The organism is Desulfosporosinus fructosivorans, assembly GCF_004766045.1.
Taxonomy (GTDB): Bacteria; Bacillota; Desulfitobacteriia; order Desulfitobacteriales; family Desulfitobacteriaceae; genus Desulfosporosinus; species Desulfosporosinus fructosivorans.
Map to the genome: position 1 here is coordinate 1 of NZ_SPQQ01000029.1, position 25,384 is coordinate 25,384.

Annotated in this window: 26 protein-coding genes and 2 pseudogenes; 20 read left to right on the forward strand and 8 right to left on the reverse strand. The window is 40.2% G+C overall.

The annotated features are described in order from the left end of the window. Positions 1-56 precede the first annotated feature (56 nt). The 7 genes from E4K67_RS30950 (at position 57) to E4K67_RS28795 (ending at position 6,201) form a co-directional block, all read left to right on the forward strand. Complete coding sequence (locus E4K67_RS30950) at positions 57-728, forward strand: reverse transcriptase domain-containing protein (protein ID WP_243454678.1); 672 nt, start codon at positions 57-59, stop codon at positions 726-728. A 231-nt stretch (positions 729-959) separates the two neighbouring features. Next, a complete protein-coding gene (locus E4K67_RS30955; protein WP_243454679.1) occupies positions 960-1,364 on the forward strand; it encodes an HNH endonuclease in 405 nt (134 codons plus the stop codon). Positions 1,365-1,980: 616 nt separating this feature from the next. Beyond that, a complete protein-coding gene (locus E4K67_RS28775; protein WP_199242684.1) occupies positions 1,981-3,810 on the forward strand; it encodes a reverse transcriptase/maturase family protein in 1,830 nt (609 codons plus the stop codon). Next, complete coding sequence (locus E4K67_RS30960) at positions 3,800-4,156, forward strand: putative quinol monooxygenase (protein ID WP_243454680.1); 357 nt, start codon at positions 3,800-3,802, stop codon at positions 4,154-4,156. The genes E4K67_RS28775 and E4K67_RS30960 overlap by 11 nt, the downstream gene beginning before the upstream one ends. 95 nt (positions 4,157-4,251) lie before the next feature. After that, positions 4,252-4,548, forward strand: a complete 297-nt coding sequence (locus E4K67_RS28785) for an ArsR/SmtB family transcription factor (protein ID WP_135553063.1) — start codon at positions 4,252-4,254, stop codon at positions 4,546-4,548. A gap of 166 nt (positions 4,549-4,714) precedes the next feature. Then, positions 4,715-5,470 (forward strand): EFR1 family ferrodoxin, encoded by a 756-nt coding sequence (locus E4K67_RS28790; RefSeq protein ID WP_135553065.1) that lies wholly within the window; start codon positions 4,715-4,717, stop codon positions 5,468-5,470. A 47-nt stretch (positions 5,471-5,517) separates the two neighbouring features. Beyond that, on the forward strand, positions 5,518-6,201 hold the full coding sequence (locus E4K67_RS28795) for a Rossmann-fold NAD(P)-binding domain-containing protein (RefSeq protein WP_135553067.1): 684 nt from the start codon (positions 5,518-5,520) through the stop codon (positions 6,199-6,201). A 139-nt stretch (positions 6,202-6,340) separates the two neighbouring features. On the opposite strand, the gene E4K67_RS28800 is transcribed toward E4K67_RS28795, so the two are convergent. Continuing rightward, positions 6,341-6,658 carry a VOC family protein gene (locus E4K67_RS28800; protein WP_199242685.1) on the reverse strand — a complete coding sequence of 106 codons (318 nt, stop codon included), beginning with the start codon at positions 6,656-6,658 and terminating at the stop codon, positions 6,341-6,343. A 257-nt stretch (positions 6,659-6,915) separates the two neighbouring features. Here E4K67_RS28800 and E4K67_RS28805 point away from each other — a divergent pair, with 257 nt between their 5' ends. Next, positions 6,916-7,821 carry a macrolide 2'-phosphotransferase gene (locus tag E4K67_RS28805; protein ID WP_135553069.1) on the forward strand — a complete coding sequence of 302 codons (906 nt, stop codon included), beginning with the start codon at positions 6,916-6,918 and terminating at the stop codon, positions 7,819-7,821. 147 nt (positions 7,822-7,968) lie between these two features. After that, the gene (locus tag E4K67_RS31260; RefSeq protein WP_274594924.1) at positions 7,969-8,091 is read left to right on the forward strand and encodes a hypothetical protein; all 123 of its coding nucleotides are present in this window, start codon (positions 7,969-7,971) and stop codon (positions 8,089-8,091) included. 140 nt (positions 8,092-8,231) lie between these two features. On the opposite strand, the gene E4K67_RS28810 is transcribed toward E4K67_RS31260, so the two are convergent. From E4K67_RS28810 to E4K67_RS28830, 5 genes are all read right to left on the reverse strand, one after another. Next, the gene (locus E4K67_RS28810) at positions 8,232-9,731 is read right to left on the reverse strand and encodes a vWA domain-containing protein (protein WP_135553071.1); all 1,500 of its coding nucleotides are present in this window, start codon (positions 9,729-9,731) and stop codon (positions 8,232-8,234) included. Between the two features lie 5 nt (positions 9,732-9,736). Further along, positions 9,737-10,864 (reverse strand): ATP-binding protein, encoded by a 1,128-nt coding sequence (locus tag E4K67_RS28815; RefSeq protein ID WP_135553073.1) that lies wholly within the window; start codon positions 10,862-10,864, stop codon positions 9,737-9,739. 12 nt (positions 10,865-10,876) lie between these two features. Next, positions 10,877-11,680, reverse strand: a complete 804-nt coding sequence (locus E4K67_RS28820) for a hypothetical protein (protein ID WP_135553075.1) — start codon at positions 11,678-11,680, stop codon at positions 10,877-10,879. Between the two features lie 27 nt (positions 11,681-11,707). Beyond that, on the reverse strand, positions 11,708-12,397 hold the full coding sequence (locus tag E4K67_RS28825; RefSeq protein ID WP_135553077.1) for a class I SAM-dependent methyltransferase: 690 nt from the start codon (positions 12,395-12,397) through the stop codon (positions 11,708-11,710). Between the two features lie 70 nt (positions 12,398-12,467). Further along, a complete protein-coding gene (locus E4K67_RS28830; RefSeq protein ID WP_135553078.1) occupies positions 12,468-12,764 on the reverse strand; it encodes a hypothetical protein in 297 nt (98 codons plus the stop codon). A gap of 429 nt (positions 12,765-13,193) precedes the next feature. Between E4K67_RS28830 and E4K67_RS28835 the strand changes: the two genes are divergently transcribed. The 9 genes from E4K67_RS28835 (at position 13,194) to E4K67_RS28880 (ending at position 23,036) form a co-directional block, all read left to right on the forward strand. Continuing rightward, a complete protein-coding gene (locus E4K67_RS28835) occupies positions 13,194-13,676 on the forward strand; it encodes an RNA polymerase sigma factor (protein WP_135553080.1) in 483 nt (160 codons plus the stop codon). After that, a complete protein-coding gene (locus E4K67_RS28840; protein ID WP_135553081.1) occupies positions 13,673-14,284 on the forward strand; it encodes a zf-HC2 domain-containing protein in 612 nt (203 codons plus the stop codon). The genes E4K67_RS28835 and E4K67_RS28840 overlap by 4 nt, the downstream gene beginning before the upstream one ends. 143 nt (positions 14,285-14,427) lie before the next feature. After that, on the forward strand, positions 14,428-14,823 hold the full coding sequence (locus E4K67_RS28845) for a BlaI/MecI/CopY family transcriptional regulator (protein WP_135553083.1): 396 nt from the start codon (positions 14,428-14,430) through the stop codon (positions 14,821-14,823). 291 nt (positions 14,824-15,114) lie between these two features. Next, positions 15,115-17,484: a glycyl radical protein gene (locus E4K67_RS28850; protein WP_135553085.1), complete on the forward strand. Its 2,370-nt coding sequence runs from the start codon at positions 15,115-15,117 to the stop codon at positions 17,482-17,484. Between the two features lie 71 nt (positions 17,485-17,555). Next, entirely contained in the window at positions 17,556-18,458 is a 903-nt protein-coding gene (locus E4K67_RS28855; RefSeq protein WP_135553087.1) for a glycyl-radical enzyme activating protein, read from the forward strand. Positions 18,459-18,989: 531 nt separating this feature from the next. After that, the gene (locus E4K67_RS28860) at positions 18,990-19,364 is read left to right on the forward strand and encodes a BlaI/MecI/CopY family transcriptional regulator (protein WP_135553089.1); all 375 of its coding nucleotides are present in this window, start codon (positions 18,990-18,992) and stop codon (positions 19,362-19,364) included. A 5-nt stretch (positions 19,365-19,369) separates the two neighbouring features. Next, positions 19,370-21,625, forward strand: a complete 2,256-nt coding sequence (locus E4K67_RS29995) for a M56 family metallopeptidase (RefSeq protein WP_158408607.1) — start codon at positions 19,370-19,372, stop codon at positions 21,623-21,625. A gap of 177 nt (positions 21,626-21,802) precedes the next feature. Beyond that, positions 21,803-22,294 carry a GNAT family N-acetyltransferase gene (locus E4K67_RS28870; protein ID WP_135553091.1) on the forward strand — a complete coding sequence of 164 codons (492 nt, stop codon included), beginning with the start codon at positions 21,803-21,805 and terminating at the stop codon, positions 22,292-22,294. Next, positions 22,251-23,036: a DUF3102 domain-containing protein gene (locus tag E4K67_RS28880; RefSeq protein WP_243454681.1), complete on the forward strand. Its 786-nt coding sequence runs from the start codon at positions 22,251-22,253 to the stop codon at positions 23,034-23,036. Before E4K67_RS28870 ends, E4K67_RS28880 begins: the two co-directional genes overlap by 44 nt. Before the next feature lie 160 nt (positions 23,037-23,196). Here E4K67_RS28880 and E4K67_RS28890 read toward each other — a convergent pair whose 3' ends face one another. Both E4K67_RS28890 and E4K67_RS28895 read right to left on the reverse strand, forming a co-directional pair. Beyond that, positions 23,197-23,583 (reverse strand): TIGR03943 family putative permease subunit, encoded by a 387-nt coding sequence (locus E4K67_RS28890; protein ID WP_135553095.1) that lies wholly within the window; start codon positions 23,581-23,583, stop codon positions 23,197-23,199. Further along, positions 23,579-23,719: pseudogene (locus E4K67_RS28895) on the reverse strand (GTP-binding protein); the annotation flags it as partial. The gene E4K67_RS28890 and the pseudogene E4K67_RS28895, both read right to left, overlap by 5 nt. A gap of 120 nt (positions 23,720-23,839) precedes the next feature. Here E4K67_RS28895 and E4K67_RS28900 point away from each other — a divergent pair. Together E4K67_RS28900 and E4K67_RS28905 are read left to right on the forward strand one after the other, a co-directional pair. Beyond that, on the forward strand, positions 23,840-24,064 hold the full coding sequence (locus E4K67_RS28900) for a type II toxin-antitoxin system RelE/ParE family toxin (RefSeq protein ID WP_135553097.1): 225 nt from the start codon (positions 23,840-23,842) through the stop codon (positions 24,062-24,064). 200 nt (positions 24,065-24,264) lie between these two features. Further along, a pseudogene (locus E4K67_RS28905) lies at positions 24,265-24,972 on the forward strand (FAD-dependent oxidoreductase); the annotation flags it as partial. Positions 24,973-25,384 lie beyond the last annotated feature (412 nt).

Consider the following 25,384-nt stretch of genomic DNA (forward strand, 5'->3'; position numbering starts at 1 on the left):
GCCCTTCTTTCTTTGCTAGTTTACAAGACTTCATGATCTTGTACTAGAGAAATCTTATGGCTCTATCTTACATCGCTAAAAAGGGATTTTTCGATAATGTCGATCATGGAAAGCTTCTTAAACAGATGTGGACTATGGGAATTCAGGACAAGAACCTTCTTTGTATTATATCGGCTATGTTAAAGGCAGAAATTGAAGGAATAGGAATCCCCAGTAAGGGCGTTCCGCAGGGTGGTCTGTGTTCTCCATTATTTTCTAACGTGGTCCTTAATGAATTAGATTGGTGGATCAGCGATCAATGGGAAAGCTATGAAACTTCATACCCCTATAAAAGAAACGAAGGCAAAATTAGAGCAATACGCAGAGGGTCAAAACTGAAGGAATGCTATATTATCAGGTACTGTGATGATTTCAAAATCATGTGTCCAACCAGAGATGTAGCAGAACGGATGTTTGTCGCAGCTAAACTCTGGCTCAAAGAGAGACTAAATCTAGAAATAAGTCCAGAAAAATCAAAGATTACAAACCTGCGCAAGAAATCATCGGAGTTCCTCGGTTTCAAAATCAAAGCTGTTGTTAAGGGAAGGAAACGAGTCGCTAACTCAAATATCAAACCCAGTGCTGTTGTGAAAATAATAGCTAAAGGGAAGGATCTTATCAAGAAAATCCAAAAAAATTCAGCAGACAAGAATGTAAGTCTCTACAATTCTTATGTTCTTGGAACTTAAAATTACTATCGTATAGCAACACATTGTACTAAAGACTTCTCAAAAATCGGATATGAGCTTGATAGGAACATTAAAATCAGGTGGAAGTCAATCTCTACCAATAAGGGTTCTCCCAGCAAGCTATACTTGGAAAAGTATAAGGGATATGCTAAGAAGATGACATATATACATGGTCACATCATATTCCCAATGTCAGCATGTAAAACTAAAAATGCAATGAGTCACTCCAAAATGGTAAACAAATTCACACCTGAAGGGAGAAAATTCATTCATCAACTAAGCGAAAGTGTATCAGGCTTCGAATTCATATACCTCAGCAAAAATCCAGTAATAGACCGAAGTATTGAGTATAATGACAACCGAATATCCTTATTTTCTGCCCAAGGCGGAATGTGTGAGGTACTCGGTAAAAGATTAGAAGTAAATGATGTCCATTGCCATCGTATCATTCCAATTATTGCTGGCGGAGGAGATAAATACAGTAATCTTGTCATAATTGCTCCTGATATTCACAGATTGATACATGCAACCAAATCCGAAACAATTCAACAAATACTGGCGAAGCTTGAACTATCTAATAAGCAGATAACCAAAGTGAATAAATTCAGAGTACAAGTAGGAAATATTGTGATATAAGAAAGTAGTTTTAGGTTGATGGAACGCCGTGTGAATACGAAAGTGTGCGCCATGTCATTTGAGATTTGGAATTGTCCGAGTAACGGACCAAAGCCCTTGGAAATGCTTTGAGAACAACCTTCTTACCTAGACTCGAAAGGGCGAGGGGACAACAGCATGAAGGTAACGCAGAGGATATCCGAAGTTTGTTAAGGTATTGCTCTGCTAGTTCTGTGTAATATGGTTAAGGCTAAACTGCTTAAACTTCAATAACCAGTGATGGAACTTCACATTCAGGGATACACAATCTAAATACTCCCTGCCTGCAATATACTCAGATAAAACTTTCGTCTGAGGAACTCCTAGATTGCTGGACGTTGGGCAATGAGCTCAATCAAGGTTATGAATGAAGAACCTAAGTTGCACTAATACGTTCCTGTCATAAAGAACATGGGATTGCCTAAGGGGGGAGACCCCTATGGTAACGGAGTTTTCATAGTATTCAAAGTGGCGGTCGTAATGACAGTTGCACAGGCGGACTTTAATATGTGCCGCTGGATCGCTTAGACCGCCAAAAGGGTAACCAAGTAAGCGGGAGATCAGGAGAAGGAAGACAGGTGGTTACGATATCAATCGCTTGGAGGTATGCGGAATGCAGAAGGCCGAAAAAGTATTAGATATCATCGGCGACAGAGGCAAGCGAAAGGTGCCGTTATATCGCATCTACCGTTTGCTTTACAACAAAGAATTGTATCTTATCGCTTACAAAAATATTTATGCCAACAACGGCGCAATGACTAAGGGTGTGACAGACGAAACGGTTGACGGTATGTCCATTGCTAAGATTGATCGAATTATTGATCAACTGAAAAAGGAAACCTATCGTTTTTCACCCGTCAGACGTATGTATATCAAGAAAAAGGGCAGTAAAAAGCAACGCCCTCTCGGACTGCCATCATGGTCGGACAAATTACTTCAAGAAGTCATTCGTCTGATTCTGAATATCTACTTTGATCCGCAATTCAGCAACGCCTCTCACGGTTTCCGTTCCAATCGAGGATGCCACACGGCACTAGATTCTATTCGGGCCAAAAATGGTTGGAAAAGTGTGAAATGGTTCGTCGAAGGCGACATTCGCGACTGTTTTGGCAGTATTGATCACGGCGTTCTACTCGGAATTCTGACTGAAAAAGTGAAAGACAATCGCTTCATGAGACTGATGAAACACTTTCTGGAATGTGGGTATATGGAAGAGTGGAAATATAACGTCACCCTAAGCGGATGTCCACAGGGCTCAATTTTAAGTCCATTACTATCTAACCTGTATATGGATAAGTTCGATCAGTTTATGGAGAAACACATCCTCCCCGTCTATAACTGCGGGGGCAGACGGGCTGAGAACAAAACCTACAAAGCGCTGAACAACCAGATGAAAAGGCACATGCGCCATCAGGACTGGAAGATAGTAAAGGAACTTAATAAACAGAGACAGTCCATGCCTTCCAAAGATGCGTTTGACCCAGCATTCAGACGACTCTATTACATCCGCTATGCGGATGATTGGTTGTTGGGCGTTTCAGGTCCTATGCAGGATGCGATCAAGATCAAGGAACAAATTAGAACCTTTCTCGTGAGTGAACTAAAATTAACGCTTAGCGAAGAAAAGACCTTGATTACCCATGCGAAAACCGAAAAAGCGCGATTTCTCGGCTATGACATCCACGTGTTACATCAGGATACTAAACATGACAAACGTGGACAACGTAGCATCAATGGGGTGATCGGTTTTCGCGTTCCAGACGAGAAGATGAAAGACAAAGCAAGAGAATATAAGCAGAAAGGAAAACCAATTCACCGAAAAGAACGGACGATCAACTCCGACTTCGATATTATTGCCCAATACCAGTCCGAATTTCGTGGATTCGCTCAATATTATCTGCTTGCCTATAATGCTCATCAGTTGCATGGCCTCAAGAGAACAATGGAATTGTCTTTAGCACGTACCCTTGCGAATAAGTTCAAAACGACGGTCAATAAAATCTTCAAGTCGTACAAAACGACTCGTGAAACGGAGGGACAAAGTTACAAGGTGCTTCAAACGGAAGTGAAACGGGAAGGAAAAAAGCCGTTGGTCGCTTATTTCGGAGGATTTAAGCTCGGATACAAGAAGGATGCCGTGATTGTGGACGCGTTACCGACAGGGAAAGTGTTCAGCATTAAGAGCCAACTTATTGATCGTCTGATGAACGATACATGTGAGTTATGTGGATCAAGTGAGAATATTGAAATGCATCACGTCAATAAACTGAAAGACCTCGAAAGTAACGGTAGAAAAGAAAAACCAGAATGGATGAAACGAATGATGGCGATGAGAAGAAAGACTCTCGCAGTATGTCTCGAATGCCACACCAATATCCACTCAGGTAAATATGACGGTAAGCGATTTGTAAGCGCGAATGTCGGCTGACAGTGAATCACTGGCGAGCGGAGTGCACAGGAGACTTGCACGCTCCGTTCTGAGAGGAGCATTTGGAAAAGTACTATTTTTGGATAGCAACTCGCTGGGTGCTTACTCTACTTCGTGCACGGTGTGGAGCAGGGGAAAAAGTGGAGATCATATCAAAGCTTTACCTATTGCTATTAAGGTAATTGAAAGCCTTGGTATAACGGGTTGTAGAGCCTTATTTGAAAAGTACAAGGATACAGAGGCCTTCAAAGCCCATGGAATTTCAGCCTATTTTAAGGAAGCAGCCCAAAAGTTTGAAGATCTACTAGAGGGTAAGATCCAAGTTAAATTTCTTGAAGAAGTTTAATAGGCTGCAACGAGCTATTGACAGGAGCATTTAGAAAAGTTACAATTGATTTCGATAGTTATCGAATCGTTATAGGATGAGTTTGGAGTTGGAATATGGACACGAAAAAAGCGGCAAAGATATTTAAGGCACTATCGAATCCCAATAGACTAGAATTGTATTTTAAAATCGCTGAGATGCATGAATCTAGTTTTCCAACCGATTCGGAATGCTTTGTTACGGATATCATCAGTTCGTTGAATATTGGTGCTCCGACTATTTCACATCATATCAAAGAATTAGTGAATGCCGATTTAATTAGTACAGAGAAAAAAGGAAAATTTTTGATCTGCAAAGTAAATGAAGAGTTAATTGAGGAAGTTAGTAAGTTGTTATCATTACAGCAGCAATAATTTAGCGCAGTTTTTATAAGACATAACGGTTCGATAGTTGTGAAAATATAAAAGTATTAACCCTTTAACCATCTATTGTCACCCATAAGAGGTATTAGGGTATTTCGAACATTCATGTGTTTGAATTCTATTCGAAAACGAAAGATAAAATTAGTGGAGGTACATTATGAAAGTGTTTTATTTTACAGCTACTGGCAACAGTTTAGATGTTGCAAAAAGATTTGGAGGAGAAATTTATTCGATACCAAACGTCTTAAAGGGTGATCAATTTCATTTCGAAGACGAAAAGATAGGCCTTATATTTCCCTGTTACGGCTTTGCAGCTCCAAAAATTGTCCGGGAATTCATTGAGAAGATCACCCTTAAGAGCCCTTATATTTTTGTCATCATGACCTATGGGAACAAGCTTGCAGGCGGTGTCAATTGGTTTGTACGGTATGCTGAGGAAAATGATATTCATGTTCAATATGCAGACGGTTTACTCATGATAGATAACTATTTACCATTTTTTAATATTGAGAAGCAAAAGATGAAAAAGAAATATACTGAAGAAAATTTGAGCCGTTTGTTAAATGACGTGAATCAAAAGAAGCGATATATCAGGAATGGGTCATTCACAGATTCAATGTTGACCAAAGCCATTCAGTATTTCTACAAACGAAACCCAAACTTTAATACCGATAAAGACTTTTCTGTTGGGAACGACTGTAATCAATGTGGAACGTGTGTAAAGGTTTGCCCGCGTAACAATATAAAACTCGATGAGCTTAAACCCGCATATGGGGGGAATTGCGAATTTTGTCTTGCGTGTATAAACCTTTGTCCGCAAAAGGCGATCCGATTAAAAAAAGAAAGTAATCCAAAGGCACGTTATTTGAATGAAAATGTCACGTTAAAAGAAATTATTACAGCAAATAATTAAACAAGGGTTGGTTAATTTATGACAAAACGAAGGGTGGTTGGAATCAAATGACATCAGCGAGGTCGAAAATTCGAGCAATCATCACAGGAACTACGGGCATGGTAGGGGAGGGCGTATTGAACGAATGTCTTATGCATCCGGATGTTGAACAGGTGTTAGTCATCAACCGAAACCCGTGCGGCGTATCACATCCCAAATTAATTGAAGTCCTGCACAGCAATTTCTTTGATCTATCGACAATTGAACCTCAACTAATAAACTACAATGCCTGTTTTTTTTGCTTAGGCGTTTCATCGGTCGGGATGAAGGAAGAGGAGTACAAACGGGTAACTCATGATCTTACCTTGCATGTGGCAAGCCTACTTTCAGGCTTGAATCCGGACATGGTTTTCTGTTACGTATCTGGTGACGGGACGGATAGTACAGAGCGGGGGCGGATTATGTGGGCTCGAATTAAAGGAAGAACGGAGAACGACCTGTTGCGACTTCCGTTCAAAAGAGCGTTTATGTTCCGCCCAGGCTTTATACATCCTACAAAGGGCTTAAAGAGGACCCATAACTATTATCGCGCACTATCGTGGCTCTATCCCGTCGCCAGGCAGCTTATTCCAAATCACGTTATTTCCTTGAGAGAACTGGGCGTCGCCATGATTCATTCTGTTAATACTGATTTCGATCAATCTATCTTAGAATGCAAGGATATTGTAAAGTTAGCTCATACTGAGCAGTAACAACAAGGCAGAGTATCGTATAATTTTTACTTTTTCAAAACGGCAATTGAATTGTTGACGGCATCATTATAATAAAATCATAGCGCACACGCACACTTGTTGATAAAAACACTTTACGAACATCTATTTCGACATAAAGTTACTTCTGGATTATCTGAATAAAGTTGCCGCATGTATCGTCGAAGACCGCTATTGTGAAATCGCCCATTTTTGTGGGCTCCATAGTAAACTTCACGCCGTTTTTCAATAATCTTTTGTACTCTTTATGAATATCTGCAACACCAAACATTGTTGCGGGGATGCCATCGGCAAATAACTTCTTTTGATACTCTTTGGCCGCAGGATGGTCATTCGGTTCGAGTAAAAGCTCGGTACCGTCTTGATCATCAGGAGAAACAAGCGTTATCCACCTAAATCGATTTCTATGATCCTTTATTAGGCACTCCCGTTTACTCAATGCACAGGTACCTAGCCTGTGTTTTTTTTATTTTTAAGAATGGGGAATATATCTGGAACAGAAACAAAAAGCGATTCTAGTCGGCGTTCATATTAATAAGCAGCGGGACTTTTCGAACTCAATGGAGGAAGTGTTTAAATTGGTTGATGCTTGTGACATAGAAGTCAACATAGAAAGTGCTGGCGTTAAACCTACAGCTTTTTGATGTAAACGGCTTACTAGTAAGCGAGAATAATAGGATGAGGACGTGATGACGAATGAATAAAACGAAAAATCAAGTCATTGAAATAGCGAAAAAACATGGTCTACAGGTTAACGAAAACACTCTAGAATTTAATGAATCGGGACTGGACTTTCAGGTCGTATTTGCTACTGCTCATGAAGGATATGAGTGGGTGCTGCGTTTTCCTAGGCGTCAAGATGTTGTTCCTAGAACGAAAACGGAGAAAAAAGCCTTAGATCTCGTGAACCAATACGTTACATTTCAAGCGCCAAACTGGTCGGTTTACACAGATGAGCTGATTGCATACAAGAAGTTATGTGGCGTACCCGCAGGCACAATAGATCCTGAAACACATGCCTATGTCTGGAAAATTGATGAGAACAATGTACCGGAGTGTTTTCATCAGACGCTTGGTAAAGCCCTAGCGTCGCTTCACAGTATTCCAAATAAAAAGGCAATTGAAGCTGGATTGGTTGTTCATACGCCGGAAGAAGCAAGACAACCCATGAAAGAGCGTATGGATTCAGTCAAGATAAAATTTGGTGTGGGAGAGTCACTATGGAATCGATGGCAGGCATGGCTGAACGATGATGAGATGTGGCCTAAAGAGACGGGACTAATTCATGGGGATGTACATGCAGGTCATATTTTAGTTGATAAAGATGCAAACGTAACTGGTTTGATTGATTGGACTGAGGCAAGGGTGACAGATATGTCAAATGATTTTGTAATCTATTACAAGATGTTTGGTGAAGTAGGCCTCGACTCACTTATCAAGGCATACAAAGAAGCGGGGGGATATTTCTGGACAAAGCTGAAACCGCATATCATTGAATTAGTGGCTGCATACCCAGTCGGAATTGCCGAATTTGCAATAATATCCGGTCTCCATGAATATGAGCAGATGGCGAAAGAAGCCTTGGAAGTAAATCAGACCTAAGGAAACTTTCCATTTAATTTTACATTTGTCCTTTTGAGTTGGCTGATGTTAGGATCTTACTCGGACACCTAATAGCTACATCCCGCTGGTGGAATTTATTTCCACCAGCACATGCTGATAGCCTCCACCTTTGTAAAGAAATTAGCCATGAATCTGGAGCTTGAAGTGTTGCCTGAAAACGTAGTAATTGAAAGAGATGACACTGAAGTGGAGCATCTCTTGCAACAAGCGGCTTATATAAAAGGGGCTGAATTTTTAATAGGGGGGTAGATGATCATACTAATGATATTGAGTTGGAACAATACAAGAGAAGATTTTTGTCAGTTTCTATACCGGATTTATAGAAACTGAAGGATATGGTATAGCGAGTCACGTAAGTTGGGTTGAAAATTTAATCTCTGTAGGTTGCATCAAATAGGCATCTTCTCCTGGTCATTCATTGAATATCCATCTCTTTTAACATCACTCATATTTAGTGAATCATCTTTCGTTACAATATTCTTTAGCTTTTTAACTGCCCCATATGGCTCTTTTAAGGAAAGCTTATCTCCTCTCCCAGAAATAACCCATAACGTTTTATACCCTTTAGGTATGGTTAGAAGCTTTTCTTCCCCTAAGCCATCCGTAAAATAGACTAACAAATTAACCTTATGATGATTGGCATATTCAAAAACCGGGGTAAATCGGGTGCCGCCTCTGATATTAATTCGATCTTTGATATCCTTTGCAGATTTGACGTCATACACCCGTCTGATTTCACTATCACATTCGATAATCATAATTTCATGATTGTAATTTTTAACGATATCCAGGACTTCTTGAATGGCTTGATTAAATTCTTGATCACTAATGCTGCCGCTGATATCCAGGGCAACAACAATTTTTGCTTTATGACTTCTAAGTTGACCTCTTAAATCCAATCTATCGGGCTGTCTTCTATTTCTTCTGGTTATTGTCTTCTTGTTATTACTTTCAACAACTCCCATTAGCCTCTTAAGATATAAATTCCAAGGCAATTCACCCTTGCTGTTTTTAAGGGATGAGATCATGCTTTCTAAATAATTAGGAATGCTGCCTTTTTGAGCATTATTGATAAACTGCTCAGTAAATTCTTGAAGTGTTTTTTCATCGGTATCACTGGAGTCTGCCCATATGTCATGGGTTTTTTCAGGGTTATAAGCTGTTTCTATTTTTTCGTCTTGATTACTTTCAGTGGCATTATCTTTAGCAGCATCGGCTTTATCTTTGCTATCATCAGCGTCATCTGTGCTTTCAGCATGGGAGTCATCAGTATCACTTTCATCCGCCGCATCCTGATCTGCTTCCAACAAGTCTAGGGCAGTTTGGATCTCTTCCAAATAATATTCAAAGGGTTTAAAAGGCAGGAGTTTTAAAGAATAATTTAAATTTACCCATTCTAAGGTAACAGAATAGGGGGGCAGATGATCCAAATAGGTATTGACGACGATATTCATTGCCATATTGATAGCTAATGTGCTGTAGCTACCCTTGAATTCCTTTGCCCTTATTAAATGCAGGGATACTATATGGAGTATTTCGTGTTTAATGGTACTTTCCATTTGTTTTAGATTAAGATTTAAAAAAATGATGGGGTTAAAGTAGATAACATACTTAGCCCCTTTAAAATTCACAGCCGTAGGGCTGCTGATATCAAAGCGTATTTCTCTGGACATTTGCAGCAAAAAATAGCCATAGAAATGATCTTTGTCTTCCATCAGGCTTAAATTAACTTGATCCACAAGGCTGAAAAACTCGTCTTCAAACTCTTTGGGTATATTTATCCTGGTATGAGCATGATCACCTTTGGGTTTTGCTTTAAACAAATTATTGATAAGGATATCTGTTTTTTCGTAAAGCCCTTGAACTTGATTGTCAAAAAAAATTTCCATAGCTGTCACCTGACTAAACGATAAGATTCAAAGTAGGATTCGATAAACCCTTCATTCTCTAGGGCGTGTTTGTATACTTCAGGATAACTGTTTTTAATATCTTTCATGATTCCTATTTTTAAGTCGACAGGATATAGTTTTAACAACTCAATAAGCCTCTCCATATAAAAGTTTGAATCATCACGATGATTTAAGATAGTTGCCTCTAGGCTTTTAAGAATATTCTTGGCGGCTAGATAAAGCCGGGTATGGCTTTCGCTTTTTACTCTTTCTCTGATCGATTCGTGAAGAGAATTTCCTGAAAAAACATCTTGATAGGATATGAGGGAACGATGATCGGATTCCACAAAGCTCACAAACTCTTCGGCGATTAAGCGCCCGACATTTCCTTTGATAACATTTAAAAACACGGAGCGGGGTATGGAAGCTTTTTTCTCTTTATACATTTTATAACTGCTGGAAATTCTCTCATAGCTTCTGGGAGTTGCACTTAGGTCGTCTTCGTTGATCTTATGCAAATAATCGGGGAAGGTGGAGATAAACTCGACAACCTTTTGCTCAATTCCGACCTCTATGGCCCAATCTATCCACTGATTATAATCAGGCTCCATCGATAACCAGACAAACCGATTTTCTTGGGCGGCATCCATATCGACAACCTGGTAATCAAAATCTAAACCATATTTACTGGAAGGATTCATAGCGGCTAATATTTTTACCCCTTCAGGCAACTTATAGCCATTGATTTCCCGATTTAAGATCAAATTCATAAGTTCCTGTTGGACTGTATGTTCACAGCGATTGATTTCATCGATAAATAACAGAACTATTTTTCCTTGAGATATTTCTTCATCAATTTCCCTGAGCTTATGATGAACAGCATATACTGTCGCTTTCTTTTCAACCTGATCTTCTAGATCATTGACGCCTGAATAAGCTTCGATCGTTGGCAGACCGCCGATTTCACCTTCTTTAAGGAGATTCCCATTAATCACAATCAAACTCCAGTGATTTTCTTGAGCGATTACCTGGGCTAAAGCCGTTTTGCCGATTCCGCTCTCCCCAACGATTAAGGGGACTTCTCCCGTCGATAGTACTAAGTCAACACTTTTTAAGGTGTCTGTAAAATTCATGATGTCTCACTCCTATAGCATCTTCAGCTTTTCATCTACAGCTATTTTTTTCGCCTTTTTACTGCCATATTTATAAATAAACATGATCTTGTCCATGGGCATAAGGTCGCTGTTTTGATTGAGGTAACTGCAATTTAAAAAATCTCTGACATATTTTTCTTCAACCTCTTCATTGGCTAAGGCTTCCTTTAACACCTGTTCTAATTCATCTTTAGTGATTTGGTTCATAACATAGTTAATCACTAAACTATTGACTTTCAAAAATTCTAAGATTTTATGTTGATCTAAATCATTGATAAAGGTAATAGCGTTCTCACTATGCTTGATCGCTAGAAGCTCTGCCTGAGGGGTAGGAGAATTGATATATCTTAAGGCATCATAACTGATTTTTACAGCCTCTTCCTGGACACTTGCACAAGGTTCTTTGATAAATTTTATTGAATCGTAATTCTTTCTTACAGCTAATAATTGCAATTCCTCACTTGGATTCTTAACATATTTAATAGCCCAGCCGGCTCGATTGATCGCCAATTTGATTAAATGATAGCTGGGATTTTTAAGATACTCTAAATTAACCCAGCTATCATTGATCGCTTTGATCATCATAGCTTCTGTAGGATCATCTATAAATTGAATCGATCGGCCATTATTAGCTAGAGCTAATTCTTGCATCTCTCTGGTTGGATTATCAATATATTTTAACGTAAGTCCATTTTTTTGAACAGCCAATAACTTAATCTCATCGGTCGGATTAGTTATATAGGCTATGGCATTAGGATTATTCTTGATCATTTTAATCAGCTTTACTTTTTCCATAAGGTTACGTTCCTTCTGTGATTATTTTTATTTTACCCATTTTGCCACCACGAACCCAGGATTTCCTTCTCTTTTCTCCTCGAGAAAAAGGGCCTCAGCTGTTGTTCGAACATTCGGTGGGAAGAAAAGACATTCTCCAATTTCCACAGATCCACCGATTTGCCAGGAACATATTTCGGCTTTGGTATAAAGAGCAGCACGGGCAAAGACAGATGTGGGATTGTCACGAGCTGCCTCAGCATAGTATTTACTCCAGGCACTCCTGCCAGCGATGAGTCCGATCATCATACAGCCTCCGGGCTTTAAACGACTAAAAAGTTTTTGCAAGACGTTTTCCGGTTCGGGTACGAATTCAAAGGCGGTCATGGAAAAAATCCCATCATAGGTTTCCAGTTGATCCAGAATTGCTGTAATATCAGCATGCCACCAGTGAACAGGCTTTGTCTTTGCGGTGTTTCCCTCAATGGCCGCTAGTTTCTTTTGGGCTAGAGCCATCATTTCGGCGGAAATATCCACAGCAGTGACCTCATATCCCTCTTGCACAAGCCAGCTGGTATATTGTCCGGTACCACAGCCGATCTCAAGAACCTTGGGACCCGGTGCCTTAAACATGGACTGGACTAGGCGACGTTCAACTTGATCAGAGACTGATCCAAGCTCAGTATCATACCAGGAATCATAACCTGCAGCAACGTGGTCAAAAAGTGCTTCCTTCATTTGCGATCAACCTCGTGTTCCTTTTTTTATTTTTAAGTTTACTTTCGACTTTTGCTTTTTAATTCCTTCTTCACCTTTCCTTATAGTTCGATAAGCTAGTCAAGAATTTGCTTAAAGTAGGACGGAGCAATTGGATACGATTCATGGCAAGGCCAATGAGATACGTGGGGCAGTGGCGGAATACTGGCACGCAGACATCGGCGTAAAGCTTAGTCATCTGAGCCTCAACCCATTCCTGCTGGACAGAATGTTGGTATTTGAGACAATTTCCAAATACTCGAAATACATAAAGAAGCCCTGTTAAAGCTGTTAAAACTGTTAAAACTCCTACTATACTTTCCAATTTAGCCGAACTTCTTACCATCATTTCCCCTCCTAATTACGTTTAACCCTTGAGGATAAACTATAACTCAACCTGTGAGCTTTCTCAGACTTATTACCTATTATAATGTAATGGTATTAGATTTACCTGTGAGAGAGGGCTTTCATTAATATAAAATTGACAGGACTCTTTCTCTGTCTTAGGGAATGGGTTCTGTTTTTAGTATTGACAGTCGAACAGGAGGCAAGCTGGATGACCCTGGGAGATCTTGTAAGGTCCATGCAACGGTAACCTGATTGGCAGGAAGTGGTATGCTAAATGGTCAAATATGTATTGTGATAAAGTGGTGTAATGAATGAAAATACGTCAACTCATGAATATCGTGGCTGTAGAATTTGCTGATTTTAAAGAAGTATAATATTTATGTAACGAACTATTCGAATTTTGGATATATGTTACGAGGGAGGTGAATGCATGCAGGACATCGAGCAGCTCTATAAAGTGTATGCCAAACAAGTCTATAAATATTTGTTCAGTCTTTGTCACAGCGAGCAAATGGCAGAAGAGCTAATGCAGGAAACCTTTTTTCGGGCGCTTAAATCTCTTAGAACCTATGATGGGACATGCAAAATTTATGTATGGCTTTGTCAAATCGCCAAACATATTTGGTATCAAGAGCTTGCCAAAAATAATAGAACTCAAATTACAGAATTGTCGTCTGAGATTCCTTCAACAGAGAACTCTGTGGAAGAAAACAGCATACTTCGTGATGGGAAAATGAGCTTATTCAAAGATTTACATATGTTGGCTGAACCGATGCGGGAAGTGATGTACCTGCGCTTGACAGGAGAGTTCAGTTTTCGGGAAATTGGAGAGATCCTGGGAAAAGACGAAACATGGGCTCGGGTTACTTTTTATAGAGGCAAACAAAAAATTATGAAAGGGAGAGTTCAATGAAGTGTGAGATTATTAAGGATTTATTGCCGTCATATATCGAAGGTCTTACTAGCAATCACAGTAATGAAGAAATAGAGAAACACATGGAGAACTGTCAAGAATGCAAAACCTTTTATCAAGAGATGACGGGTGAAATAAAGGGAAAATTACCCGCAACAGAGGTTGAAGGCCTTGATTTTTTAAAAAAGGTACGCAAAAATAGCATTCGAACGGCAGCCCTTGCTGCAGGAAGCGTAGCAGTTGTCCTGCTTATTTTAGTAAGTCTATTCGCAGTCGGATTTTCGGTATCCTCCAAGGATATGGACATGACTTATCAGCTAACGGAGAATCATTTGCAAATTACTTTTCAACTAAAGAATGGACATGATTTAACTCGTCGTTCTGAAAAACCTCGATTTATTTATGATGATGACCACAAGTTGATCGGAATCGAAGACCGTTATAGACCTGTATGGGTATTCAATAATCCTTTTGATGATGTAGGTTCCAGTTTTTCTTTAGGGACTGAACTACTCCATCAGGAGTCCAAAGAGCAATTTACTAATACACTTATTATTGAGTATTCGGATAAAACGGTAACGTTTGTAAATGGTGAATTGGTTGAATGACAAAAGGTCAGCAAATTGCGGGCGTGGTGAATAAAACACAAATGAAGGAAAGTCAAAAAGCCGTAAAGTCTATAGACATTTCTCATTCTACAGCGTTAGAATAGATATCACATACTAATGCTGTAGAATGGTGGGCGAGATAAATGCAACAGGAAATTCCAAAGGTCACAGAACGAGAGCTTGAAATCATGGAGATTATCTGGAAGAACAAGGAAATGTCAGCTGTGGATATTTCAGCTCATTTCCTAAGGCCGGAAAACGGTGCTCATTTCAAGAATACTACTTACACCTTCATCAAACGCCTCGTTGAGAAAGGTGTAATTGAGCGGAGGGAACCGGGATTCAGCTGCGTTCCCCTTTTTGGACGGGATCAAATACTAATCAGCGAAACAAAGTCCTTTATCGACAGAGTTTATCAAGGCTCGTTCAATCAGTTGTTTTCTCAATTTATTGAAAATAGGGTTCTGTCCGAGGGGGAGTTAAAAGAGATCCGAGATTTGATCGACAAAACGGTCAAAGGAGGGGATGGAAATGCTTGAGAGCGTTTTCAAAGGGGGCCTGTGGAAATTATTTAAAGAGTTGTTGATGGACACGGGTAAAGGATAAGCTGGCAGAACAAATAGCCTGGTTTCAACCGTAGAAAAGATAGCGAAATCCTTGGTATGAGCGAGTTTGATAGAGTAATTGTCTTTCTGGAGTGACAGAGTGCGCGGGGGACTATATTGCATTTGTATTGCCAAATTGTTAGGTTTGCCTTTTTTGTTAAAACATTGAGCGTTATAGCAAATAATATGGGTTAAAACTATTGTAAAATGAAAAGAGGGAAAATCATGATTTCTGAGAGGATCGAAGGGGCAAGGCAGAATTATATCAATTCCAAGCCTGCTGTTTCCTATGAGAGAGCAAGGATATGGACAGAATCACATAAGAAGACTGAAGGTGAAGCGGTTCCTATCAGAAGGGCCAAGGCATTCAGAGACACCTGCCAGCAGATTGATGTAAATATCTTCGCTGGAGAGCTTATTATAGGGGGCATTGGCGAATTCAGAAAATGCGGCATTTTGACTCCTGAATTTTCTTGGACCTGGGTGGACAGGGAGATGGACAATTTCGATAAAAGAGTCCAGGATCCATATGTTATGACCGATGAGCAGAGAGACTATGTCAGGAAAGATATATTCCCATATTGGAAAGGAAAATCCCTGGAAGAAGCATTTCTGGCACAGTTGCCTGCAGAAATTGCCAAGGTTGCTGTTGATACAGGCTTTGTTGATAATGATTCAAAATGGAGACAGGCAGTCGGTGAAATTACTCCGGACTATCAGGATGTTTTATTCAAAAAGGGCTTCGGTGGAATCCTCAGAGAGGCAAAAGAACATCTTTCGAAGCTGTCGAGTACTTCAGCAGAGGATTTGAAGAAAAAGGACTTCTATAATTCAATCATTATAACTTCAGAAGGAATTATCACACTTGCAAAAAGATATTCTGAAAAGGCCATGGAAATGGCGGCCTTAGAAAAGGATCCTGGAAGAAAAGCTGAGCTTTTGAAAATATCCGATATATGCAGCAGGATACCAGAAAATCCTCCGGCTAGTTTCTATGAAGCTATTCAGTTCCTATGGTTTACGCAGATTGGCGGAATATTATCAGAAAACCCATTGGCATTAAATGTTGGCAGATTTGATCAGTTTATGTATCCTTATTACAAAGCTGATCTAGAAAAAGGAATTATGACCAAGGATCAGATTCAGGAGCTGATAGAAGCACTATGGCTGAAATTATCAGAATGGGTCTGGACGATATCAGCAAATACAGCTGAATTCTTTGCAGGCTACAATCAGTTCCAGAATCTTACTGTTGGAGGTAAAACAAGAGAAGGTAAGGACGCTACCAATGACCTTTCCTATATGTGTTTGAAGGCAACTGAAGCAGTAAAGACTCACCAGCCGGGCTTAAGTGTCAGGATACATCAGGATTGTCCTACTGAATTCTTAGATGCTGTAACCCATTTAGTAAGCAAAGGCACAGGCTTTCCTGCAATACACAGTGACAGTGCAGGTTACCAGATGCTTATCAATGCAGGCTATGAGCCGGAAGATGCAAGGGATTGGAACAACTGCGGCTGCGTAGTTCCACATTTCCGCAAAACGTCCGAATGGACTTCAGCTGTCAATATTAACTTTACTGCAGCCCTAGAATTTGCATTGAACCAAGGCAAGAGCAGGATTTCGGGAGACAGGATAGGCCTGGCTGAAAAAGCTCCGGCTGACCTTAAGACTTATGAAGAGGTTGAAGCTGCATTCTACAGACAATTTGACAACTTGATTGAACAGTCAATAATCGCTACATTGTTAGCACAAAAACTCCACAAGGAAATGGTACCGAGGCCTTTCCTGTCTTCATGTATAGAACAATGCCTGATAAACGGAAAAGACTTGGTTGATGTAGGAGCTAAATACAACCTGGGACCGGTTCTCACAGGTATAGGCCTTGCGGTAACATCAAACTCCCTGGCAGTTATCAAGAAGCTTGTATTCGAAGACAAGGCTGTCGATATGGAGACCCTCATAAAAGCACTAGACGCAAACTGGGAAGGCTATGAGGAGCTGAGGCAAGTAGCTCTCACTGTTCCTAAGTACGGTAATGACAATGACTATGTAGATGATATTGCCTGCCAAATGGCAAATCACTACTATAAAGAAGGGCACAAATATAAAGATATAAACGGCAACAATTTCAACACTGCCTTTATGGGCATATCGAACTATCTACCAACGGGTAAAGTCATAGGAGCAACCCCTTGCGGCCGAAAAGCAAACGAACCGTTGTCCGAAGGGGTATCACCTTTTGCCGGTTCAGATACTTCATCACCCCTTGCAGCAATGCGTTCGGCAGCCAAGCTAAACCAGGATGTACATTCCGGAGGAACATTACTAAACCTACGATTAAATGAAGACCTGGTAAGTACCAAGAGGGGAAGAAGCAATTTGGGTGCAATGATACAGACCTTCTTCTCCCTGGGTGCATTTCATGTACAGTTTAATACGATATCTACTGAAACCCTGCGCAAAGCTCAGAACAATCCGGAAAACTACAAAGACCTATTGGTCAGGGTCGCAGGCTATAGTACACAATTTGTCAATCTGTCCAGATCAATGCAGGATGCGATAATAGCAAGAACAGCACATGAAAATTATTAACACAAATAAGGGCCCTGCTAAGAAAGCAGCAACTTTAATCAGGCATTTGCATAAAGCCGAGAGGATATTGTATGGATACTAGCAGCGGATATTGTATGGAGATACAGAATTTTTCCGTTAATGATGGAAATGGAATAAGAACGGTCGTTTTTTTGGCCGGTTGTCCCCTCAGGTGCCAATGGTGCTCTAATCCGGAAAGTTTTTACAATAATAGGATCTCCTACTACGAAAAGACCTGCATAAAATGCGGAAGGTGTGTTCAGGTATGCCCTTATCAAGCAGCCTTGAACCTGGATGATCCTCTTGAATGGGAAAAATGCAGATCATGCGGACTTTGTGCAGAGGTATGTCCCACCGGCAGCAGGAAAAAACTGATCCATCATTATACCAGTGAGGAAATACTGAAGCTTATAGAAAAGCAAAAAATATTTTATAGATATTCAGGGGGAGGGGTCACTTTTTCCGGTGGAGAGGCAACGTTGCAGCAAGACCTGCTCAGGACACTTGTGAACAGGCTATATGACCAAGCTGTAAACTTAGCCATAGAGACCTCAGGGTGTTTTGAATTTGATGAGGTTAAGGATATATTGGAGAAAATGGACTTGATATTTGTGGATATAAAGCATATGGATAGGGATAAGCACATGCTTTATACTGGAACCGGTAATGAGAGGATATTAAAAAACATAGCCGGATTTAATCAGCTGAAGGTACCTGTAGTAGTCCGGATACCGGTTATAGACGGAGTAAATTCAGACATTGAAAACATAAGGGCTACTGCACAATTTGCTAAAGCTAACCTTGATACCCCCAAAATAGAGCTGCTGCCCTACCACTCTCTAGGTGACGGTAAATATGAAGCTCTTGGTTTGGAAAAGCCCTCCTGGAGCTTTAAAACTCCATCACGGAAGTATTTGCTAGAATTATGCAGAATAGTTGAGCATGAAGGGGTAGAGGTAGTCAGTTATAAGTAAGATTCTTTAAATAATTTGAGGTCGTATTTTCGTTTCAGCATAAACATGTCCGTTCGGGAACTGCAGAAGGCAATGAAGGATCAGCGTTGGGGAGATTGTCCTTACTGAATTCCAGGCGGAAGGAAATTGAACTGTAATGTAAATAAAAAGTAAAACCCCGGGATTAATCCGGGGTTTTAGAGGAATGTTTTGCTAATTAGGTGGTTTCTTGTAATATGGATTATCAAGATAAGTGTTGCAAATTGAGCAGTAGATCTTCTCATCATAGCGATGATCACTTGCACTAAATAAAGTGTTTTTACACTTTGGGCAGAAAAATTTAAACATCCTAGCTAACTCTTTCCTGTTTTTATAATCTTTCTGCTTCGCTTCGCTATATGTATTATACTTGAAATCCAAATAAAGAGTAAACACTTAAACAAGATGCTCAAGAGGGGATAGATATAAGGTTTCCTTGACAATTACCGTTTACAAATGTAATATATTAAATAACTACAAGTGTAAACTAAATATTGGCGTGGAGGTCTAGAGATGTTAGAAACACCGAATATTTCCGATTCGGAATGGGAAGTCATGAAGATTTGTTGGTTGAAATCAGCTTGTACTGCAAACGAAATTGTTATGGCATTAGAGTATAATACCGATTGGAAACCAAATACAGTCAAGACGTTAATCGGGAGATTAGTAAAAAAAGGGGCCCTCGGCTATAAAGAAGAGGGGCGGTTATATATCTACTATCCGTTAGTGGCTGAGGAAGAGTGTATCAAAGCAGAGAGTAAGTCCTTTCTTACCCGTGTTTTTGGTGGAGCCATAAAGCCAATGCTCGTCACTTTTCTTCAAGAAGAAAAACTCTCTCAAGATGAAATTGAAGAACTTAAACAGCTCCTTGATGCAAGAAAGGACTGAAGAAGATGCTGATGACGCTATTGCAGGAAAATTACCTGAACCTTTTTAACTGGGTTTTATCAACGTCTGCCAAAGCTAGCATCTTCATCGTATTTCTGCTGGGAGTAAAACATGTCCTTAGACATAGAATGGGAGCACGTTTCCAGTATATGCTATGGTCAGTTTTGATTATTGGATTAGTTTTACCGTGGACACCCAGTAGCCCAATGAGTGCCTATAATTTTATTAACCCGTCTTACATACAACAAGTTTTGTCCCCTATTTCTAATGCAACGACTAATGTCGTTGATAAGCAGTCTAGCCTCGCCCAAACTGCCGTTGTGGATAGCAATTCCAGCAAAGCTACCCTAGGCACGAATACACAGCAAACAAGTGGAAATAAGATGGCATCCTTTGGCATCTTTCCCTTCATATATAAGCTGATGTTCTTGATATGGCTTTTAGGAATTTTGATATTAACGACTCTTACAGTCCTTGTTAACAGACGGTTCTGTAAGAAAATTGAACATAATTTAGTCAATGACCCAAGGCTAATTACAGGTTTCAATAAACTCAAGGTGGAACTAAAGATAAAAGCAGAGATTCCCCTGCTGCAGACGAGATATGTAAACAGTCCATCTTTGTTAGGCTTCATTCATCCAAGGTTACTGTTACCAATTGGGATTGAGCAAACATTTAGTTTGGAACAAATAAGCCATATATTGTTACATGAGCTATTACATTTCAAACGTAAAGACATCATGATAAATTGGCTAACTCAGGTATTAGTAATCATCCACTGGTTCAATCCATTAATATGGTACGCCTTTTATCGTATGAGGGAAGACCAGGAAATAGCTTGTGACGCTTTAGCCATGGACCGACTCAATACGAAACAATCCAACGACTATGCTTATACACTCCTCAAATTGGTAGAGACATACTCTAACACGCCGCGATTGATAGGATTGGCAAATTTATCTGGCTCTAAATCTCAGATTAAGAGGAGAATAACCATGATTAAAGAGTTCAGAACGTCTTCCGTTAAATGGTCTTTGATAGGATTATCAGTGATAGCTTTGATAGCCGTTGTGGTTTTCACTAACGTTAAGAATCTACCGAACTACCATATACCAGTTAATCAAAGTGATATTAAAGAAATTCGCATTTCTATGAATGGTACAGAGAAAAAGATTAATGATAAAGATGGGTCTTCGATAATTCAGGCGTTCAATAATTCCAAAATCACACGTGTCCGAAATCTTGATGTAAATCACAGCTTGGTTGTTCTATTCGCCTTCAATGACGGAAGCGGAAGAACACTAGATTTTGCAGTTAACGGTAATGAAATAAGGGTATCTCGACATATCGGAGAAACAAAGGTGGATTATATAGCTGAAAATCCAGAAATTAATTATATTGTTACAAAGTTGTACGACAATGCCGATACGTCAACCATAGAGGTCGCACAAACCCCTGATGACTTAACCGCCGAGCAAGCCGGGTATAGTTCCCGTTATCCTAAACTGGAAATTATCAATGGAACGACTAAGCTCATTTGGACTAGGGGAGACGCCAACTACACTTCGCAGCCTGGCATGTTGATTGGTAATACGAATTTCGGCTTAGGCATTGACGAAGCTATGAAATTACCAGTCAGTGTGCTTAAGCCAGAATCACGGATTGAGTTCAAGGCTGACGAGGTTGCGGGTTTAGATAAGCCAACCTACAAGGTTAGGTTAGTAGATAGCAATAAACAATTGAAGTTGTATCCAATAAACCAAAACTCAATCGTTCTCCCCAAAGCGGAAGGTAAATATTTGTTTCAGCTTCAGGTTAATTGGGGTAACGAAAATCACGTAATTTATTATTGGTTTCAGATAGAAACACAGTCAGGAACCGCAGTGGATTATCAAAGTGTTGTTCAAGATTTCTTAAGCAAGAAGAATCTCAAGATAGCTGTAAACAGTGCTGGTGCTGAAGATGTTCAACTGCCAAGTGATTTTACAGTCGTCAAAGATGGTGCTAGAGTTGGTGACGTATTAAAACGAAGTAATGAATTATCGAAACTGAATAATTTAGACTTTGCTAAGTATATGGGTCAAAGAGTCAAAATGTATACGGCTCAGATTGAAACTGGTGACACTAAATCAAATTATGACGTAGTCCTATTCCTAGTTGAAAATAAAGTAGTCGGTTATTGGATTGATGCTGGAATGAAAGACCCTAAGCAAAACAGACCTGATTTTAATGTATTAGTAAATCTCCTAATAGCAAGATAAAGGTATTTTAATGAGGAATCAACAAAGACGATCATGCTGCTTCTTAGCTTGAACAAATTTGGCTAAGGATAGCTTGTTCAATATCCAACCAACGAGCCTTCTCCCCCAATAGCATTCGGGCCATACACAATGGATGTTTGTATCAATGCCTCCCCCCGAATAGAAAGGTGATTTCATATGACTCTTGAGAAAGTAAGTATTAAAGAAATTAATAACGAGGTAAGTTTGTCAGATAGCTTAAACGTTATCAAGGATTCATTTATCACAGTTGCAAGAGAGCTTAATCTAACGGAAGAAAATTGTCCTTCGAATCCAGCATTCGCAAATTTGGTAAATCTCAAGAAGATGAAAGCTAAAGGGATCGGTATGTTTGGTTTGTATAAAGACAGAATTCAAATTGGATTTGTAGCAATCGAAAAGGCTTATGATGTTTTCTACATAGAAAGATTATCGGTGTTACCGGGATATAGGCATAATGGGTATGGGAAACATTTAATGGATTTTGTCTTTGATTATGTGAAAGCCCAAGGAGCAAAGAAAGTCTCTATTGGTATTGTTGATGAGAATTTAGTTCTAAAAAATTGGTATAAGTTGTATGGCTTTAAAGAGACTGGGTTGAAAAAATATGAGCATTTACCGTTTACGGTATGCTTCATGGAAAAAGAATGAGGCGCCTAAAGAACTGAGTGCAGTTCAAAAGGTGCCTCATTTTCTGTGGGCAAATTGCTTACGCCACCGGTGGATCGTAGAGATCGTTGGTGGTCATGTCAATCACCCTGATATCCCGTATCGTGGCCAGCTCGCCGCTGGGGCTGATCCGAATTTGAACTACAGCCAGGTGGTGCTTCTTTTAGGTATCCCAAAGGAGGAACGGGCGCAATTCATCCTCGATATGGATATCGAGGGAATGACCAATCAGGAACTCAGGAAAGCGGTCAATGAACGGACGCAGACCCGGCAAGAAAAAGACCTGGCCCTGCAGGAGAACGCAGACCTCCAGAAAACAGTGGAAGACCAAAGCGGTATCATCACCGAGCTGACTACGGAGCTTGCCAATCTGAAGGTCCAATTGGAGAACGTCAAGACGTCCAAAGCGGAACTCGATAAAACGGCCAGGCAGCTGAAGGATTCGCTGGAATCGCTCCAACAAAGCTCATCCGCCGAGGGCTATGAGAGGATGAAAACGAACTTCATTAATACGTCGCTCAAGGTCAGGGCCAACCATATCGCCTTCCTCTGTGAAAACCTGGATAAAACCATTAAGGAAGTAAAGCATGAGCTGCTCCAAATCGCCCCCAATGACAAGGAGACGTATATCACTTATAAGAATAAAGTTTGCGATCTTTTGAATGTGTGGCTTAAGGACGAGACGTGGAACAGGCAAGCTCGTCCCGGCGGAGATACGCAGTAAGGAGCACATCCCCGAAGTTCGGATACTTCAGGCTGGGAAATCACGGCGGACGCGCAAAGACAGCGACATGCTTAGGACTACACTGATGGAATGTGCTAAAGTGGCCGGACAGCTGAAGAACACTATAGGGGAGGAGGTTTCACAAACAGCGAGACAGACTTCAAAATGGATATATATACTCCGCTTTCGGCTTCTCCGCAGGTGAAATTCTCGTCACGGTGATCGCTGGTTCATTATCATCCATATACTTCTCTATATGGATGATACCCTCTACAGTTACCCAAGTATCTGCCGTTAGTTGGGAGGCCTTATTATACTGGCAGATTATACCGCAAGGCATTAAATCAGCAACACAGCATGACATAGCCAGACGAGCGGGTACAAACTCATTGTCCTTCATGGTAGTGGGGTCACTAAAGACAAATCCCTTTAGTGTAATCTGATAGCCCTCATATTTCTCCATGGCGGTATATACTGGATATGTGCGTGTCCTCAAATCCTCTATGCTAAATATCCTCTTTGTTCGTATGGTGACGGTGTTAAGCATCAACGCTTATCTCCCCAAAATCATTTTCGATAAGAACAACCTTTTCTTGCTTAAAAGTCTCGCTGAGAAGCTTCTCGATAAGCGTGGTTTTTCCTGCTCCTAAGAAGCCTGAAATTACGTAGATCTCTGTGGCCATTTGAACCTCCCTTGAAAATATGTTTTTAGTGATTTTCTACTTGCTGATAGTTATTGATTTGATAATAATGATTGCAGTGTCCATACATTGCTAACGTATGTCCCATAACTGTCAGCACCGATGACCACATTGAAGATGATGGACGCCGTTGAGGAAGCTATCATGGGTTTAGCGGTCATGTCGCAAAAATGCCCTCCTGTGACTGATGAACGGTTTGCAATGATGGGATATCGAAAGCTGCCCGTAAAGAACTATATTGTCTTTTTCACGATAGATGAAAAGTCAAAGGTCGTTGATGTTGAGAGAATCCTTTACACAAGACGCGACTGGCATCATATCCTTTGACGGTTATGCTTATTTCTGACAGAATCGCATTACTTGCAAGTGAACTTTTCACAGATTACCCAGGCAGCCATTAAGGAGTACCTTGGAGTGGATTGACCTTAAAATCAAATGCTTTCAAAGCGAAGCATCTAGCAAAATCATAATGAGAGGAACCGGATGCGGGAAATCTGCACGTCCGGGTCTACGGGGGTTGTGGGGGAGTACATGATGAAGGAATTCTGGATTGCAATAAAGTCAGCGCTGAACGAGCTTTAAATCATAAAAAAATGGAATTCATCTGGAATTCAACTTTGGAAGAAGTCCTGGGGAAAGAGAATGTTGAGGCGGTAAAAATCAAGAATTTGAAAACCGGTTCAACGTCAGAGCTTAGCTGCCAGGGTGTCTTTTTCTTCGTAGGTATGGTTCCCTCGACGGGTTATCTTAAAGACAGTGGTATAGAGATGGATAAACGAGGGTATATCCCCGTCAACGAGCTGATGGAAACCAACTCTGAAGGGGTCTATGCAGTGGGGGACAACCGAGTAAAATATCTCAGACAAGTTGTCTCCGCCGCTGGGGACGGTGCAACTGCCGCCGTTGCAGCAGAGCGCTATATTGAAGAAGTTAATGACTTTAACAGCAATGTTTTGCAAAGCGATAAAAAGGTTCTGTTATTGTTCTTTAATGCCCAAGACAATGAAAGCCTTAAGTATCGCACAGCTTTGGAAGAACTGAACGAAGAATCGGGTACGGACTGTAAAATCCACTGCGTCGATATGGCAACGAAAAAAAACCTAGCCGAAAAATATGCCATAAAAATCATCCCCTCAGTCGTTGTGCTGTATAAGGGGACTGAGATCAACCGCCTTGAGGGATTAGAGGAGAGCCTAGAGGGTCTGACCCAATATCATCAGCTAGGGTACCAATAACTTGAAATTTGCCTTTTGCACTCGTTTCCTGGATCCCTTAGAAATATGACGTCGCCAAATACTTTGGGGGTGTCATATAGGCATATCAAATAGAAAACCCCTAGTTCGCGATTTGCATATCAAAATCGTGAACTAGGGGTTTTTAAAAGTAAAACAACGACGTCGGTCTTAACCAAATCTCTGACAATCATATGATTAATAGTTTTATTCTTAGCAACATTATGAAATCCTTAATATAGAATTTATTAACCCATGCAGCGGCTTAACGTCTGCATGTTTTTTTACGCAAGAATAGTTTAGCAACTGTTTAGAAATTGTTTAGATATTATCATCTTCTAATTTAGAAGCATTTTGTAAACTTGGTATTGTAATAGTAAAGAAAAGGTGTTGAATTGGAATGTATGAGGAAATT